This is a genomic window from Pseudomonas sichuanensis (assembly GCF_003231305.1).
GTDB lineage: Bacteria > Pseudomonadota > Gammaproteobacteria > Pseudomonadales > Pseudomonadaceae > Aquipseudomonas > Aquipseudomonas sichuanensis.
The window spans coordinates 13,720-28,979 of record NZ_QKVM01000052.1 but is presented as its reverse complement, the minus strand read 5'-3'; the positions used below and the strand labels follow the sequence as shown (position 1 = coordinate 28,979).

General features: G+C 66.4%; 19 protein-coding genes. 10 read left to right on the top strand and 9 right to left on the bottom strand.

Annotation, left to right across the window (positions count from 1 at the left end; translation table 11 throughout):
• Nucleotides 1-9 precede the first annotated feature (9 nt).
• Entirely contained in the window at nucleotides 10-591 is a 582-nt protein-coding gene (locus DM373_RS23030; protein WP_110995775.1) for a flavin reductase family protein, read from the bottom strand.
• 235 nt (nucleotides 592-826) lie between these two features.
• Between DM373_RS23030 and DM373_RS23025 the strand changes: the two genes are divergently transcribed.
• Both DM373_RS23025 and pdxR read left to right on the top strand, forming a co-directional pair.
• A complete protein-coding gene (locus DM373_RS23025) occupies nucleotides 827-1,165 on the top strand; it encodes a hypothetical protein (protein WP_110995788.1) in 339 nt (112 codons plus the stop codon).
• A gap of 93 nt (nucleotides 1,166-1,258) precedes the next feature.
• On the top strand, nucleotides 1,259-2,692 hold the full coding sequence (pdxR, locus tag DM373_RS23020; protein ID WP_110995774.1) for a MocR-like pyridoxine biosynthesis transcription factor PdxR: 1,434 nt from the start codon (nucleotides 1,259-1,261) through the stop codon (nucleotides 2,690-2,692).
• On the opposite strand, the gene DM373_RS23015 is transcribed toward pdxR, so the two are convergent.
• Nucleotides 2,685-3,878 (bottom strand): cyanate transporter, encoded by a 1,194-nt coding sequence (locus DM373_RS23015; protein ID WP_110995773.1) that lies wholly within the window; start codon nucleotides 3,876-3,878, stop codon nucleotides 2,685-2,687. The genes pdxR and DM373_RS23015 overlap by 8 nt on opposite strands.
• Nucleotides 3,875-4,333 carry a nucleoside deaminase gene (locus tag DM373_RS23010; protein ID WP_110995772.1) on the bottom strand — a complete coding sequence of 153 codons (459 nt, stop codon included), beginning with the start codon at nucleotides 4,331-4,333 and terminating at the stop codon, nucleotides 3,875-3,877. Before DM373_RS23010 ends, DM373_RS23015 begins: the two co-directional genes overlap by 4 nt.
• 195 nt (nucleotides 4,334-4,528) lie before the next feature.
• Here DM373_RS23010 and DM373_RS23005 point away from each other — a divergent pair, with 195 nt between their 5' ends.
• Nucleotides 4,529-4,966 carry a carboxymuconolactone decarboxylase family protein gene (locus DM373_RS23005; RefSeq protein ID WP_110995771.1) on the top strand — a complete coding sequence of 146 codons (438 nt, stop codon included), beginning with the start codon at nucleotides 4,529-4,531 and terminating at the stop codon, nucleotides 4,964-4,966.
• 83 nt (nucleotides 4,967-5,049) lie between these two features.
• Here DM373_RS23005 and DM373_RS23000 read toward each other — a convergent pair whose 3' ends face one another.
• Nucleotides 5,050-6,060, bottom strand: a complete 1,011-nt coding sequence (locus tag DM373_RS23000) for an AraC family transcriptional regulator (RefSeq protein WP_110995770.1) — start codon at nucleotides 6,058-6,060, stop codon at nucleotides 5,050-5,052.
• A gap of 166 nt (nucleotides 6,061-6,226) precedes the next feature.
• Between DM373_RS23000 and DM373_RS22995 the strand changes: the two genes are divergently transcribed.
• The 3 genes from DM373_RS22995 to DM373_RS22985 are packed head-to-tail and all read left to right on the top strand — an operon-like array spanning nucleotide 6,227 to nucleotide 8,870.
• Nucleotides 6,227-7,411, top strand: coding sequence for an acetyl-CoA C-acyltransferase family protein (locus DM373_RS22995; protein ID WP_110995769.1), 1,185 nt, complete (start codon nucleotides 6,227-6,229; stop codon nucleotides 7,409-7,411).
• Nucleotides 7,412-7,423: 12 nt separating this feature from the next.
• Nucleotides 7,424-8,272: a 3-hydroxybutyryl-CoA dehydrogenase gene (locus DM373_RS22990; protein WP_110995768.1), complete on the top strand. Its 849-nt coding sequence runs from the start codon at nucleotides 7,424-7,426 to the stop codon at nucleotides 8,270-8,272.
• A gap of 10 nt (nucleotides 8,273-8,282) precedes the next feature.
• Nucleotides 8,283-8,870 carry a TetR/AcrR family transcriptional regulator gene (locus tag DM373_RS22985; protein WP_110995767.1) on the top strand — a complete coding sequence of 196 codons (588 nt, stop codon included), beginning with the start codon at nucleotides 8,283-8,285 and terminating at the stop codon, nucleotides 8,868-8,870.
• Here the strand turns inward: DM373_RS22985 and DM373_RS22980 are convergent.
• A complete protein-coding gene (locus DM373_RS22980; protein ID WP_110995766.1) occupies nucleotides 8,867-9,856 on the bottom strand; it encodes a bile acid:sodium symporter family protein in 990 nt (329 codons plus the stop codon). The two genes, DM373_RS22985 and DM373_RS22980, sit on opposite strands and share 4 nt — an antisense overlap.
• A 133-nt stretch (nucleotides 9,857-9,989) precedes the next feature.
• On the opposite strand from DM373_RS22980, the gene ampC reads away from it, so the two are divergent.
• The 4 genes from ampC to DM373_RS22960 all read left to right on the top strand — a co-directional run bounded on the left by ampC (nucleotide 9,990) and on the right by DM373_RS22960 (nucleotide 12,915).
• Nucleotides 9,990-11,129: a class C beta-lactamase gene (ampC, locus tag DM373_RS22975; RefSeq protein ID WP_110995765.1), complete on the top strand. Its 1,140-nt coding sequence runs from the start codon at nucleotides 9,990-9,992 to the stop codon at nucleotides 11,127-11,129.
• Nucleotides 11,130-11,131: 2 nt separating this feature from the next.
• Nucleotides 11,132-11,755 (top strand): glutathione S-transferase family protein, encoded by a 624-nt coding sequence (locus DM373_RS22970; RefSeq protein WP_110995764.1) that lies wholly within the window; start codon nucleotides 11,132-11,134, stop codon nucleotides 11,753-11,755.
• Nucleotides 11,756-12,063: 308 nt separating this feature from the next.
• Nucleotides 12,064-12,396, top strand: coding sequence for a hypothetical protein (locus tag DM373_RS22965; RefSeq protein ID WP_110995763.1), 333 nt, complete (start codon nucleotides 12,064-12,066; stop codon nucleotides 12,394-12,396).
• Nucleotides 12,397-12,492: 96 nt separating this feature from the next.
• The gene (locus DM373_RS22960; RefSeq protein WP_110995762.1) at nucleotides 12,493-12,915 is read left to right on the top strand and encodes a group II truncated hemoglobin; all 423 of its coding nucleotides are present in this window, start codon (nucleotides 12,493-12,495) and stop codon (nucleotides 12,913-12,915) included.
• On the opposite strand, the gene DM373_RS22955 is transcribed toward DM373_RS22960, so the two are convergent.
• The 4 genes from DM373_RS22955 to DM373_RS22940 form a co-directional block, all read right to left on the bottom strand.
• A complete protein-coding gene (locus DM373_RS22955) occupies nucleotides 12,906-13,211 on the bottom strand; it encodes a hypothetical protein (RefSeq protein ID WP_110995761.1) in 306 nt (101 codons plus the stop codon). The two genes, DM373_RS22960 and DM373_RS22955, sit on opposite strands and share 10 nt — an antisense overlap.
• Before the next feature lie 140 nt (nucleotides 13,212-13,351).
• Nucleotides 13,352-13,540: a hypothetical protein gene (locus DM373_RS22950; RefSeq protein WP_110995760.1), complete on the bottom strand. Its 189-nt coding sequence runs from the start codon at nucleotides 13,538-13,540 to the stop codon at nucleotides 13,352-13,354.
• 140 nt (nucleotides 13,541-13,680) lie between these two features.
• Entirely contained in the window at nucleotides 13,681-14,001 is a 321-nt protein-coding gene (locus DM373_RS22945; protein ID WP_110995759.1) for a YbjQ family protein, read from the bottom strand.
• Nucleotides 14,002-14,140: 139 nt separating this feature from the next.
• Nucleotides 14,141-15,025 carry an EamA family transporter gene (locus DM373_RS22940; protein WP_110995758.1) on the bottom strand — a complete coding sequence of 295 codons (885 nt, stop codon included), beginning with the start codon at nucleotides 15,023-15,025 and terminating at the stop codon, nucleotides 14,141-14,143.
• Nucleotides 15,026-15,260: the final 235 nt, after the last annotated feature.

The following is a 15,260-nucleotide window of genomic DNA, read 5'->3' as shown; positions in this document are numbered from 1 at the left end:
GGGCTCGGTTCATTCGCCCTGGTCGATCACCAGGGGTTCGCCGATGGCATAGAAGTGCCCGCCCGCCACGTAATGCAGGCTGCGCCAGTCGGGGTCGGCATGCTCGTAGGCCCAGTGCCCGTCGCGGAACACCCGGTCATCGGCCCAGGCCGCGACCACTTCGCCGATGAACAGGTCGTAGGTTTGCTGGTTGTGCGGCTCGTCGATCACCCGGCACCTCAGCCAGGCCGAGCAACCGTTGACCAGCGGCGCCTCGAACCCCTCGACGCGGGCCAGTTCGACACCGATACGCGCCAACTTGTCGGGCTGGTCGAACAGGCTCTGGTTGCCCACCTGGTGGGTGAGCCGTGCCTGGGCGGCATTGGGCACCTGCAGCACGAACCAGCCACTGCCCTCCACCAACTGGCGGGTACGGGCGCTCTTGTCGAGGACCACGGTCACCTTGGGCGGGTCGAAGTCCAGGGCACAGGCCCAGGCGGCCGCCATCACATTGTCGACCCCGGCATGGCTGGCCGAAACCAGCACGGTGGGGCCGTGGTTGAGCAGGCGATAGGCCTTGGTCAGGTCGACGGGCTGGAAGTGACTGTGCATGGCAAACCTCGGCGCTACGCAGGGGAACAGGTCGGCCATTGTGCCGCAGCGGGCATACCGGCGACAGCGATGATCCGGATCAAGGCAAGGCGCGGGGCACTCGCATAATTTATGACTCTTCCTACAGCTCAGTCGGAAGCAGCCCGCTTTCCGTCTTACGCCTGCAAAAACATGATCGGACCTGGATGTCGTCATGCCCGCCCTGCGCGGCCAGCCCACCCGACGAGGCCCCACCATGCCCAGCCACGCCCGCCACACCGAAGCCCTGCAACACACCCTGCGCCAGCTGCTGGCCCATGAGGTCAGCAACCCCGATGACAACCCGCACCTGTCCGGCGTGCGCTTTTTCTGCGCCACCGACGAGCACACCCGCCAACTGATCGAGCGCGTCGAACTGCTGGCCAGCGAAGCCTTCTTCGACCAACAGGGTCGCGCCATCCCGACGCACATGCAGGCCGCGGCCGTCGATGGCATCAGCATCCGGCAGAAACGCAAGGCACCGCAGGACGAGACGGTGATCCGCATCGCCCTGCCCGTCAAGGGCTATATCACCATCAGCACCGCCCGCCTTTGACGCGTTGAGCAAGGGCCGCCTGTTCGGCCCTCTTGCAGCTTGCCGCGCGAACCCCGAAGCTTTGACACCCCTGCGCTTCGGACACAGCCCCCGATGGAACTGCACATCCGCCTCGAAGGCCGCAAAGGCCTTGCCGACCAGCTCTACCAGCAATTGCGCGCCGGCATCGACAGCGGCCACCTGGCTGCCGGCACCCAGCTGCCGCCAACGCGCCTGTTGGCCGAGCAGCTGGGCGTATCACGCAAGACCGTGGCCGAAGCCTACTCGCGCCTGACCTACGACAACCTGCTCAGTGGCGTGGTCGGCCGCGGCACCTTCATCACCCCTCGCCAGCCCATACAAACCGACGCCGCCGAGGCCATCCCGCTGGCCGCTGCCGACGCTTTGGAGCGCTGGCGCCTGCGCGCTACGGTGCTGGGGCGCCGCGCGCTGGATGCCCCCTCGCGCTATGACTTCATCGGCGGCGCCTCGAGCAAGGCGCAGTTCCCTTACGACCAGTGGCGCAGCTGCCTGCAATACGCCCTGCGGCGCAGTCAGCGGCACACCGAGCGGCAGTTCTCGCCACAGGGGTTGCCTGAGTTGCGCGAAGCCATCGCCCACCACATCGCGTTCGCCCGGGGCGTGCACTGCAGCGCCGCCGATGTGCTGGTGTGCAATGGTGCCCAGCAGGCCCTGGACCTGATCGCCCGGGTGCTGGTCGAGCCGGGCTGCAAGGTGGCCATGGAGGACCCCGGCTACCCACCGGCCCGGCAACTGTTCCTGGCCCTCGGCGCACAGGTGCAGTCGGTGCCAGTGGACGATGAGGGGCTGTGCGTAGAACAGATCGAGGCCGGTACCCGGCTGATCTACGTCACCCCCTCGCACCAGTTCCCGCTGGGCATGCCCATGGGCGCACGGCGACGCCAGGCGTTGCTGGCACGGGCCGCCGCGCTGGGTGCGCTGATCATCGAGGACGACTACGACTGCGAGTTCCGCTACCAGGGGCCGGCCGCCGAGGCCTTGCAGCGCCTGGACCGCCACGGGCTGGTGGCCTATGTCGGCACGTTCTCCAAGACCTTGCTGCCCGAGTTGCGCCTGGGCTATGCGGTACTGCCGCCGGCGGTGCTGCAGGCCGCCTGCGTGGCCAAGCACCTGACCGACTGGCACAGCCCGAGCCTGCAGCAATGGGCCCTGGCGCGCTTCATTGGCGAAGGCCACCTGAGCAAGCACATCCGTCGCTGCCATGAGGTATACAGCGCCCGCCGCGAACGAATCCTGGCGCGCCTTGGCGGCGACCTGGCGCCCTGGTTCGAGGCCGTGCCGGCCAGTGCGGGGTTCCACCTGAGCGCCTTGGCCAAGCCGGGGGTCGATGTGGAGTTGCTGATCAACCTGGCGCGCAAGGTCGAGGTGGGGCTCTATTCGTTGGCGCCGTTCTTCAGCGAGGCCCCGGTACGCCCGGGGTTGCTGCTGGGCTTCGGCGCCATCGAACTGCTGGATATCGACCCGGCGCTGGATCGGGTCCGCGATACCCTGCAGCGCCTCAGTTGAGCGCTGCAGCGCCTGCCTGCCCAGGCCGAGCGATGGCCCGGGCATAGCCACCGGGGGCGAAGCGCGCGGTGACCAGCAGCATGGCCAGCACGGTGCAGGTCAGCAGGGCCCAGGACGCCTGGAAGTCGCCGCTGACATCGCGCAGCCAGCCGGTGATGTACGGCACGATGCCGGTGACGATGAACCCCACGCCCTGGACGAAGGCCGCCAGGCTGCCGGCTTCGGCCGGCGTGCGCAGGTGTTCGAGGGTCAGCGTCAGGCTGAGGCTGAAGCACGCGCCCAGGCCCAGGCCGATCATCGCCACCCACAGGCCCATGGCGCTGGCCGGCGCCAGCAGCAGGCCGAGGAAGCCGCCCAGCTGGATCAGCAGCGCCAACCACAAACCAGGCCGACGATCCGCCAGGCGGCGCAGCAAAAGCGGCAAGCCGAGGGCGCCGGTCACCTGGAAGATGGTCATCAACCCCACCAGCTCACCACCGCCCTGGGCCGTGCCGCCATGCTCCAGGTGATAGGCCGGCAGCCAGGCCACCATGCTGGTGTAGCCGCCATTGATCAGGCCGAAGTACAGCGCCAGCAGCCAGGCGCGGCGATTGCCAAACCAGTGCCCGCCACCCGTGCCGGCCAACCTGGGGGTGGCCTGGCGTGGCCGCAGGGCGATCCAGGCGGCCACCGCCAGCAACGCAGGCAAGGCCCAGACGCCCAGCCCCGCCTGCCAATGGCCAAAGTGCGCAGTGATGGAGGGGCCCAGCACCGCCGCCAGGCCGCCACCGGTCATCAGGGCTGCCGAATACAAGCCCATGGTCGCCGCCAGCCGCGTGGGGAACCAGCGGTTGACCAGCCCCGGCATCATGCCCTGCACCAGCGCCACACCCAGCCCGGCGACCACCGCACTGGCGATCAATGCCCAGGCGCTGTCCAGTTGCAGTCGCCACAGGCAGGCCAGGGCAATCGCCGACAACCCGGCGAGCATGCCGCCATGCTCGCTCAGCCAGCGCCGCAGCCACGGCTGCAACAACGGCACCAGCCCCATGCACAGCACCGGCAGCGCCGTCAGCAATGCCGCCTGCTGGTAACCCAGGCCCGTGCTCTGGCGCATGGGCTCGAGCAGTGGCCCGATGCTGGTGAGGATCGGCCGCAGGTTGAGTGCCAGCAACACCACCAGCAACAGGTTCAACGCCCCCCTCATGCCTGGCTGGCCTGCTGCCATTGGGCATACAGGCCCGCTTCGCCAGCGGGTTTGAGCGGGCGCAACGGCAAGCTTTGCTGCTGCGGCGGGCGGGCCATCTGCGCGTACACCGCGGCGGTGGACAGCCCGTAGGGCTCGCCCTCGTCGTTGCCATAGGCAAACCAGGCGCGCTCGACACCGCACAGGTGCATGGCCGCCAGGCACATCGGGCATGGGTGGCCACTGGCGTAGATCTCGGCACCGTCCAGGCGCGCCCGGCCCAAAGCCTGGGCGGCCTGGCGGATGGCCTGCATCTCGGCGTGGCTGGTCGGGTCCAGGGTGCTGTGGATCTCGTTGACCGCGCGGGCGATCACCTGGCCCTGGTACACCAGCACGGCACCGAACGGGCGGCCACCGGCCTGGATATTGGCGCGGGCCAGGTCGAGGGCCTCGCGCATGAAGTGTTCTTGGGACATGAATCGGTACTCCGCAATTGACCCGGCCATTATCCCGGCTTGGCCGCAGCGGTAGAAATGAAGAGATTGGATGCACCTCAGTGGCCAGGCGAATGCCGGATTGGCCTCCTGGCAAAGCGCGGGATTGGCTATTCGGCGCGCTGCCGGGCGGCGTTAAGGTGGCACCACGCCTCATCACCTTCCCGGAGAACCACCATGCACGCACGTATCGAATGGGCCAAAGCTGCCCCAGAAGCCTACAAAGCTATGGTCGGCCTCGAGCAGGCCCTGATCCAATCGGGGCTGGAGCACTCGCTGCTCGAGCTGATCCGCCTGCGCGCCTCGCAGATCAACGGCTGCGCCTACTGCGTCAACCTGCACGCCAACGATGCGCGCAAGGCCGGCGAGACCGAAGCCCGCCTGCAGACCTTGAGCGTATGGCGTGAAACCCGCTATTTCACCCCACGCGAGCGAGCCGCCCTGGCCTGGGTCGAGAGCCTGACCCGCCTGCCCGAGCATGGCGCGCCGCAGGATGAATACGAAGCGCTGCAGGAGCACTTCGAGCCCAAGGAAGTCGCCAACCTGACCCTGGCCATCGCCACCATCAATGCCTGGAATCGCTTTGGCGTGGGCTTTGCGATGGTGCCGGCCTGAGCCCTAACCGTAATTGGGGCCGCTGCGCGGCCCCAGCGGGCTCGAATCAAACACAAGTTCATGGCATCTGAGCAGAGATGGCTCTAGACCACTCTAAGCCTGGCCCGGTAACTACCCGGGCTCTGCCCGGTCCACTTCTTGAACGCCCGGTGAAACGCGCTGGGCTCCTGGAAGCCGGTCTGCTCGGCAATCTCGGCAATGCTCAGGCAACCCTCGCGCAACAGCTCGAAGGCCATCGCCCGGCGCACTTCGTCCTTGATCTGCTGGTATGAACGCCCTTCGCGCTCCAACTGGCGGCGGAAGCTGCTGGCACTGAGCCGCTGCCGCTCGGCCATGGTGTTCAGGGTTGGCCACTGCCCATAGTGGCGGGCGCGCAAGTGGCGGTACACCTCCGCCACCAGCCCGTTCTGGTTGCGAAAGCGGATCACCAGCCCTTGGGGCGCACTGCGCAGGAACGTCTTCAGGGCAGGCAGATCCTGCATCACCGGCAAGCGCAGCCAGGCGCTGTCGAACTCCACCTCGGTGCGGCCACTGCCCAGGCGCAGGTCCGGCCCCCACAACAAGGCGTCGTCCTCCTGGGCCGGGCGCGTCAACGCAAGCTCGGTACGGTCGATGGCGATGCGCCGCCCGGCCAGCCAGCACAGCAGGCCGACCACCAGCACCAGGTAGGTTTCCTCGGCGTACACCCGGGTCAGCGGGTCTTCGATGCTCGACTGCACGCTGATCACCGCACGCGCACCGCGTACCGTGACGGTGCCGTGCAGGTCACGCAAAAACAGCGCGAAACTGCTCAGGCACTGGCGCAAGGCCTTGTCCAGGTTGGGCTCCTGGATCAACCCACGGCAGATCAGGGCGAAGCTGCCCAGCGGCATACCGTGGCTGTCGAGGTGAAAGAACTCATCGTTGAGCTCGTCGATCAACGCCAGCCACAACTGGGCGAAGGCCTTGGCCGGTACCCGCGCCTGGGGCTGCGCCAACAACGCAGGCTCGATGCCTACCGCGCGCAGGTGGGCATCGCGCGCCTGCGGGCGCTCTCGCAAGGCGTGGAGCATGGCGTTGAGAAAGTACACCGCGACCGTATCGCTATCGCGCATGGCTGAAGTTCGCTGTCTATGCTGAGTGGCAAAAAATGCCAGGTTGACTGAACAGATCCGGCATAGGCCGCCTTGAGGCCTTTGCCTAGACTCGATCCACCCTGAGGCGGCGCCATTCTCGCAGAGCCGGCCCCCGCCCCGCCATGTCTTTGCAAACGGAGCCTTTATGAGCAGCACAGAAATCTACGTTGTCAGCGCAGTGCGTTCGGCCATCGGCAGTTTTGGCGGTTCGCTCAAGGACCTGCCGCTGGCCGACCTGGCCACCCAGGTGACCCGCGCCGCCATCGAGCGCTCGGGTGTGAGCGCCGAGCAGATCGGCCACGTGGTGATGGGCACCGTGATCCCCACCGAACCCCGCGACGCCTACCTGAGCCGCCTGGCCTCGATGAATGCCGGCGTGCCCAAGGAAACCCCCGCTTTCAACGTCAACCGCCTGTGCGGTTCGGGCCTGCAGGCCATCGTCTCGGCCGCCCAGGGCCTGTTGCTGGGTGAAAGCGACATCGCCCTGGCTGCCGGCGCCGAATCCATGAGCCGCGGCCCGTACCTGCTGCCACAGGCCCGCTGGGGCGCGCGCATGGGTGACTTGCAGGGTATCGACTACATGGTCGGCATCCTGCAGGACCCGTTCGAACACTTCCACATGGGCATCACCGCCGAGAACGTCGCGGCGGCCCATGGCATCACCCGCGAAATGCAGGACGAAGTGGCCCTGACCAGCCAGCGCCGCGCCGCCCGCGCCATTGCCGAAGGCCGTTTCGACAGCCAGATCGTGCCGATCGAGATCAAGACCCGCAAAGGCAGCGTGCAGTTCAGCGTCGATGAAAACGTGCGTGGCGAAGCCAGCGCCGAGCAACTGGCCGGCATGAAGCCTGCGTTCAAGAAAGACGGCAGCGTCACAGCCGGCAACGCCAGCAGCATCAACGACGGCGCCGCCGCCCTGGTGCTGGCCACCGGTGACGCCGTGCAACGCCTGGGCCTCAAGCCGCTGGCACGCCTGGTGGCCTACGCGCATGCCGGCGTCGAACCTGAGTTGATGGGCCTGGGCCCGATCCCGGCGACCAAAAAAGTGCTGGAAAAGGCCGGCCTGAACGTCGCCGACCTGGATGTGATCGAGTCCAACGAAGCCTTCGCCTCCCAGGCCTGCGCCGTATCCCGCGCCCTGGGCTTCGACCCGGAGAAGGTCAACCCCAACGGTTCGGGCATTTCCCTGGGCCACCCGGTGGGCGCCACCGGCGCAATCATCGCCACCAAGGCGATCCATGAACTGCAGCGTGTGCAGGGCCGCTACGCCCTGGCCACCATGTGCATCGGCGGCGGCCAGGGCATCGCCGTCGTCTTCGAACGCGTGTAAGGAGCCGGCAACATGACCATCGAACAGATCGCCGTTATCGGCGCCGGCACCATGGGCAACGGCATCGCGCAGGTGTGCGCGGTGGCCGGCTACCAGGTGCTGCTGGTGGACGTGTCCGACGCTGCGCTGGAGCGTGGCGTGGCCACCCTGGGCAAGAACCTCGATCGCCAGGTCAACAAGGGCACCCTGGATGCAGGCACCGCAGCGGCGGCGAAAACCCGCATCCGCACCAGCACCGACTACGCACAGCTGGCCAGCGCGCAGCTGGTGATCGAGGCGGCCACCGAGAACCTGCAGCTCAAGCAACGCATCCTGCAGCAGGTGGCGGTCAACGTCGGCAGCGAATGCCTGATCGCCACCAACACCTCGTCGCTGTCGGTCACCCAACTGGCCGCCAGCATCGAGCACCCCGAGCGCTTCATCGGCGTGCACTTCTTCAACCCGGTGCCGATGATGGCCCTGGTCGAGATCATCCGTGGCCTGCAGACCAGCGACAGCACCTACGCCCAGGCGCTGCTGGTCACCGAAAAGCTCGGCAAGACCCCGATCACCGCCGGCAACCGCCCGGGCTTCGTGGTCAACCGCATCCTGGTGCCGATGATCAACGAGGCCATCTTCGTGCGCCAGGAAGGCCTGGCCAGTGCCGAGGACATCGACACCGGCATGCGCCTGGGCTGCAACCAGCCGATCGGCCCGCTGGCCTTGGCCGACCTGGTGGGCCTGGACACCCTGCTGGCGATCATGGAGGCCTTCCATGAAGGCTTCAACGACAGCAAGTATCGCCCTGCCCCGCTGCTCAAGGAGATGGTTGCCGCCGGCTATCTGGGCCGCAAGAGCGGTCGCGGCTTCTTCACCTACTAAGGAGCACGCCATGCCCCCGGTCAACGCGGCGATGCGCTGTGCCAACTTCGAAGAGCGGCGTGACAGGGCCATGGCGCTGTTCGCCGAAAAGGGCTTCGGCCAGGTCAGCATGCGTGAGCTGGCGGCGCACGTGGGGCTGACTGCGGGCTCGTTGTACCACCACTTCCCCAGCAAGCAGGACCTGCTCTACGACCTGATCGAGGAGCTCTACGAAGAGCTCCAGGCCACCCTCGACCAGGGCCGCAGGGCCTTGGCCAAGGGCAAGCCGGTGCTGGCCTGCCTGATTGCCGCGCACTGGCAGCTGCATGGCGAACGGCCGTTGCAGTTCCGCCTGGCCGAGCGCGACTTCTGTTGCCTCAGCGAGGCACAGCAGGCGCGCCTGCTGCTGTTGCGCGAGCGCTATGAGGCCGGCCTGCTGCGCCTGATCGCCCCGCAAGCACGGCTCGAAGGCGCCGCCCTGGCCGCCACCGGGCATGTGCTGGCGACCCTGCTCAACCAGCTGCCAGGCTGGTTGCGCGAGCGCGACCTGGGCGAAGCCCAGGGCCTGGCGCTGATGGAGAGCCTGGTACTGGGCGGCATCGAGCGCACGCTCGGCTAGCCTGCGGTCGCCGCCTCACCCGCAGAGTCCCGCGCGGCATAACGCTGCGCCAGGACCGCGCAGACCATCAGCTGGATCTGGTGGAACAGCATCAAGGGCAGGATCATCGCCCCGATACCACTGCCCACGAACAGCACCTGGGCCATCGGCACGCCAGTGGCCAGGCTTTTCTTGGAGCCCGCGAACAGGATGGTGATGCGGTCCTCCACACTGAACCCCAGCACGCGCCCGAGCACACGGGTGCCCAACAGCACCACCGCCAGCAGGATCCCGCACACGGCGAACAGCCCGGCCAGGTGTTGCGGCGATACGGTGTGCCACAGGCCGGTGACCACCGCTTCGCTGAACGCGGTGTAGACCACCAGCAGGATCGAGCCCTGGTCGACCAGCTTCAGCCAGTGCGCATTACGCTTGACCCAATCACCGATCCAGCGCCGGGCGATCTGGCCGGCCACGAACGGCACCAGCAGTTGCAAGGTGATCTTCAGCACGGCGTCCAGCCCAGAACCGGTATCGCCGGACGCACCGAGCAGCATCATTACCAGCAGCGGCGTCAGGAAGATGCCCAGCAAGCTCGATGCCGCGGCGCTGCAGATCGCCGCCGGCACGTTGCCACGGGCCAGCGAAGTGAAGGCGATGGCCGACTGCACCGTGGCCGGCAGGGCGCACAGGTACAGCACACCCAGGTACAGCTCATTGCCCACCAGCGGCACGAACAGCGGCTTGAACGCCATGCCCAGCAGTGGGAACAGCACGAAGGTGCAGGAGAACACCAGCAGGTGCAGGCGCCAGTGACCGGCACCGGCGATGATCGCCTCCCGCGACAGCTTGGCGCCATGCAGGAAGAACAAGAGGCCGATGGCCAGGTTGGTCAACCAGCCGAACATCACCGCGCCCTCGCCGGAACAGGGCAGCACGGTGGCAATCAGCACCACCCCGAGCAAGGCCAGGGTGAAATTGTCGAACAGCATGCGCAAATACTTCATCACAGGTTCCGTCTTGTCATTGTGCAAGGCCAGACGATAAGGTTTCGTGCCTTGCGCCGCTAACGCTGGAACCCCTGCCAGTGTCGCGCAACGGACACCACCACCCCGCCCCTGACAAGGACAGCCCCTTTCGATGATCCGCACCCACCGCGCACTGCTTACCGCCGCCCTGGTTTTCGTAGCACCACCACTGCTGGCCGATGACCTGCAAAGCCAGGTCGACGGCATCATCCAGCCGCTGATGCGCGAACAAGGCATCGCCGGCATGGCCGTGGCGGTCTACGCCAATGGCCAGTCGCATTACTTCAGCTACGGCTGGGCCGACAAGCGCGACAAACAGGCCGTGACCCGCGACACGCTGTTCGAGATCGGCTCGCTGAGCAAGACCTTCACCGCCACCCTCGCCGCCCTGGCCAGCGCCGAAGGCAAGCTCGACCTCAACGCCCCCGCCAGCCGCTACCAGCCGGCCCTGGCCAAAGCGCCAATCGGCAGCGCCAGCGTGCTGGAGCTGGGCGCTTACAGCGGCGATTGCCTGCCGCTGCAGTTCCCGGACGAGGTGCAAACGCCCGAGCAGACCCTGGCCTGGTTGCAAAACTGGAAGCGCGTTGCCGAGCACGGCACCCAGCGCTGCTATTCGAACCCGAGCCTGGGCCTGTTCGGTGACCTCGCCGCCCGTTCGCAGCAGCGCCCTTTCGCCGAACTGATGACCCAGGACCTGCTGCCACGCCTGGGCCTCAGGCACACCTATCTTGAGGTTCCGGCCAAGGAACGCGGGCTCTACGCCCAGGGTTACGATGCTGCCGACAAACCCGTGCGGGTGAACCCGGGCCCTTATGCCGACCAGGCCTACGGCATCAAGACCAGCGCCAGCGACCTGCTGCGCTACGTGCAGTTGCAGGTGCAGCCCGCCGAGCTGGACCCGGCCCTGCGCAAGGCCATCGCCATCACCCAGGGCGGCTACTTCCAGGTCGGCGCGATGACCCAGGGCCTGGGCTGGGAGCGCTACCCCTATCCGGTCACGCTCGACACCCTGCTGGCCGGCAACGGCGCGAAGATGATCCGCGAGCCCCAGGCCACCCGTGCCTTGAGCCCATCAGCGCCTGCCGAACCTGCCGCCTGGTACAACAAGACCGGCGCCACCGGCGGCTTCGGGGCCTACGTTGCCTTCGTGCCTGCCAAACAAATGGGCATCGTCCTGCTCGCCAACCGCAACTACCCCAACGAGGAGCGCGTGCGCGCCGCGCAACGCATCCTGTCCAGCCTGGAGCAATGAGCATGTTGAAGATCCTCGGCAAGGCTTCGTCGATCAACGTACGCAAGGTGCTGTGGACCTGCGCCGAACTCGGCCTGCCGTACCAGCGCGAAGACTGGGGCAGCGGTTTCCAGGCCACCGACACCCCCGCGTTCCTGGCCCTGAACCCCAACGCCATGGTGCCCGTGATCGTCGATGGCGATTTCGTGCTGTGGGAGTCCAACAGCATCCTGCGCTACCTGGTCAACCAGTACGACGGCGGCCACCTCTACCCCTCGGCGCCACGCGCCCGGGCCGCCGTGGACCAGTGGCTGGACTGGCAGGCCACCGACCTCAACGACGCCTGGCGCTACCCGTTCATGTCGCTGGTGCGCCAGTCGCCAGCCCACCAGGACCCGGCACAGCTGGCCGCCAGCAGCGCGTTGTGGACCGCCAGGATGGGCCTGCTCGAGCAACGCCTGCAGGCCACCGGCGCCTACATCGCCGGAAGCGATTTCAGCCTGGCCGACGTGGTCATCGGCCTGTCGCTCAACCGCTGGCTCCGCACCCCGGTGGAGCATCCGCCGCTGCCGGCGCTGGAGGCCTACCATGCCCGACTGCGGGAACGCCCAGGCTTCCTTGAACACGGCGATAACGGCTTGGTCTGACAGCAAATGCAGGATTGTCGGACAACATGTAGTGACTAAAAATATTCACTACAAACCTATTGACGCCCTTCCCGGGCCTTGGGCATGATGAGGCCGTCTCCCTGATCGGGAGCGGTGGCAAGGGTGTTCCAGACGGCTTGCGCGGTAACGCAGGCCGTCCGTGGAGAGGGAAACTGCCCAGAAGGCAGCGTGAGAAAGCCCCTGTTGCGATGCTGCTGTAGCAGCTTTGGTTAGTGCGCTACATGTTGTGGCGCCGAATGTGAACTTCACAACGAACTTCACCCAACGAATAGGGTAATGGGGGCTTTATGATGAACTTGAACAACAATCCAACCATCGACCAATTGGCCCAGCTGTTCGCCGCGCGCAAGGACAGCCTCGACGACCATCTGCTGTGGGTCAGCCAGTCCGGCGAAGTACGCCTGGACCGCCTGCCGCCGAACACGGTCGAAAACGAATTCGAATCGCACATGCCCAGCATGCGCGCCCGCTTCAAGGTCTACCGCCGTGGCCAGGGCTACGTCGGCAAGAAAGCCGCCGCCGACACCGGTTTCGTCGGCCGCGTGCTGCAGACCCTGCAACAAGAATGGCCCGGTGCCCGCGAGCACCAGGCAGTCAAGGTGATCGACACGCTGAACTGACACACCTCGTCGTCCACCACAGCTTGAGCCCGGCCCCACAAGGCCGGGCTTTTTCATGCCTGCTAGAATGGCCGCTTCTGTGCAGCGGAGCATTTGATGAACACCCCCACCTACGGCACCGACGATGCCTCCTACCAGGCCGCCGGCGGCATCGATGGCCTGCGCCGGCTGGTCGACGATTTCTACCGGTTGATGGATGAGCGGCCGGATGCCGTGCCCCTACGGCGCATGCACCCCCAGGACCTGTCTGCTTCGCGCGATAAGCTGGCGTGCTTTCTCAGTGGCTGGCTGGGCGGGCCGCGCCTGTACAGCGAGCGCTATGGTTCGATCGCCATTCCGTCGTTCCACGCGCAATGGCCGATCGACGAAAGCCACAGCGCGCAGTGGCTGGACTGCATGGCCCGGGCCATTGCCCTGCAACCCTGGCCCATCGACTTTGCCGAATACCTGTTGCGCCAGCTACGGGTGCCCGCCGAACGTATCGTCCAGGCCAGCCGCAACCGCCACCCTCAGGCCTGAAGCCGGCGCGGCGCCTGCTCGGGCAGCGGCAAGGCACCCGTGGCCAGGGCACGGGCCCGGTCCACGCCCCACACCAGCGCGCGGGTCATGGTTTCGCCGGGGCGCGCCGGGTAGTACTCCTCCACCAGCGCCCTGCCGCCCTGGGCGTACACCCCAAGGAACATCTGCGTGGCCCCCAGGCGCGACAGGCGCACCTGCACCTCGATGCAGGTGCCGTCGCTCAGCGCCTCGTCGTGGCTGCGGCTGTGCAACTGTGGGTCGGCCCACTGCCAGTAGGTTTCTTCCCTGATACGCATTGAATCGGTACTCCGCGAGTGAATCGCGCAAGCAAACCACAGCGGCGGGCCTGCGACGAGCACGACCCTGCGTTGCCATGCGCAGGATCAAGGAATGCAAAAAAAACCCCGCCGTTGGGCGGGGTGTTCGCTGTGCAGGTTTACTTTTTCGGCGGTAGCCGCGGGGTGAAGCGCCCCTTCTTGGCACGCTGCAGGTGCACCGGTTGCAGCTGCTCCGACTCATCCAGGGTCATGTTGGCGAAACCCAGCCGGAACGCCGACTGGCCGCACCACACCTGATTGTTGATCGGAAATGAATCGTTCAAGTCTTCGAAGTAGGATTCGTTCATGCCCGTGACTCCCTCCAATGCTGACCGCGCCGGCAAACAGCGTGTTTGCCCAAGTGAAGCGGCGGCCTGATGAAGTGAGACTAGCCGGTCATTTGCAGACCAGTCGGACAAAATCCCCTTGCCCGACCAATGGCACATTGCTATTTCAGGCGCACCGCCGTGCCGGTGGCGAACACCACGACCATGCCGCCCTGCACCGATGGCATGCTGATTTCGAAGTCCACGCCCAGCACCGCATCGGCTTGCAACTGGCGTGCCCGCGCCTGCAACTCCTCGGTGGCCTGCTCGCGGGCCAGCTTAAGCGCGCCTTCCAGGGTCTGCGAACGGCCGCCGAAGACGTCGCGAAAGCGTGCGAAAAAATCACGCACGAAGTTGATCCCCTGCACCGATTCGGCGCTGACCACGCCGAGGTACTCGGCAACCGGTCGGCCTTCGAGTTGGCTGGTGGTAGAGATGATCATGGGCTGCTCCGTTGACATGGCAAAAGAGGCCAAGTCTAACAGAGGGTGTGCGGCTTGCCGGCGATGCGGCCAGAACAAGCATTACAAGACAGTTGCTAGCGCACCAACCCCGTAATACCGACCTATGCCCCCTGGAGCCCTACGCGCTGGCCGCCTTCAAGCGCTGCCCCAGCCGTGGCCCGAACACATTGATCAGCAGCCCCAGCATCACCAGCAGGCCACCCCAGACCTGCATCTGGCTCAAGCGCTCGCCCAGCAGCAACGCCGAGGAACTCAGGCCGATCACCGGCACCAGCAGCGAGAACGGCGCCACCTTGCCCGCCGGGTGGCGCGACAGCAGCGTGCTCCACAGGCTGTAGCCGATCATGGTGGCGACGAACGCCAGGTAGGCCAGAGCCAGCACCGAGCTCCAGCTGATGTTGAGCAGTGCGTGGGCAATCAGCTCCGGCCCTTCCAGCCACCACGACAGCGCCAGGAACGGCAGCGGCGGGATCAGCCCGCCCCAGATCACCAGCGCCACCAGATCGACCTTGCCGAAGCGCCGGGTGATGATGTTGCCCATGCCCCACATGGCGCCGCCGCACAGGGTCAGCAGCAAGGCGATCAGCGGCACGTGGCTGCTGTGCTCGCTGCCGATCACCGCCAGCCCCCCGGCCGCCACCAGCAGCCCGAGCACACTGGCCAGGCGCAGCCGCTCACCGAGGAACAGCGCGGCGAAACCGAGGGTAAAGAACGCTTGCGATTGCAGCACCAGCGATGCAAGCCCTGGCGGCATGCCGCTGTACATGGCCTGGAACAGGAAGGCGAACTGCCCCAGGGAGATGGTCGCGCCGTAGGCAATCAGCCAGCGCCACGGCAAATTCGGGCGCCGCACCAGCAGCACCGCCGGGAACGCCACCAGCAGAAAGCGCAAGGCACCCAGCAGCATCGGCGGCAGGCCGTCGAGGCCGACCTTGATGACCACGAAATTGACGCCCCAGGCGATGATCACCACCAGGGCGATCAGCAGGTCCTTGAGTGGCATGGCACGCTTTCCTTCTGCAGGCTTGTTCTAGACATATTTCGTTACAGCATAAGGCGATTACAGGCCCAGGGACCAGCACAGTTGTGTATCGACCTTACGTAACAGTGCGCTGTATCGGCTCGATGACAACAGGAAAAACTGGCCGCAAGCTTCACTTGACCGGACTTGTATAGACATGCTCATATCAAGCCTCGGCCATCCGCCCTGCGTCCCGCCGATAGCCGCCGCCCCTCAC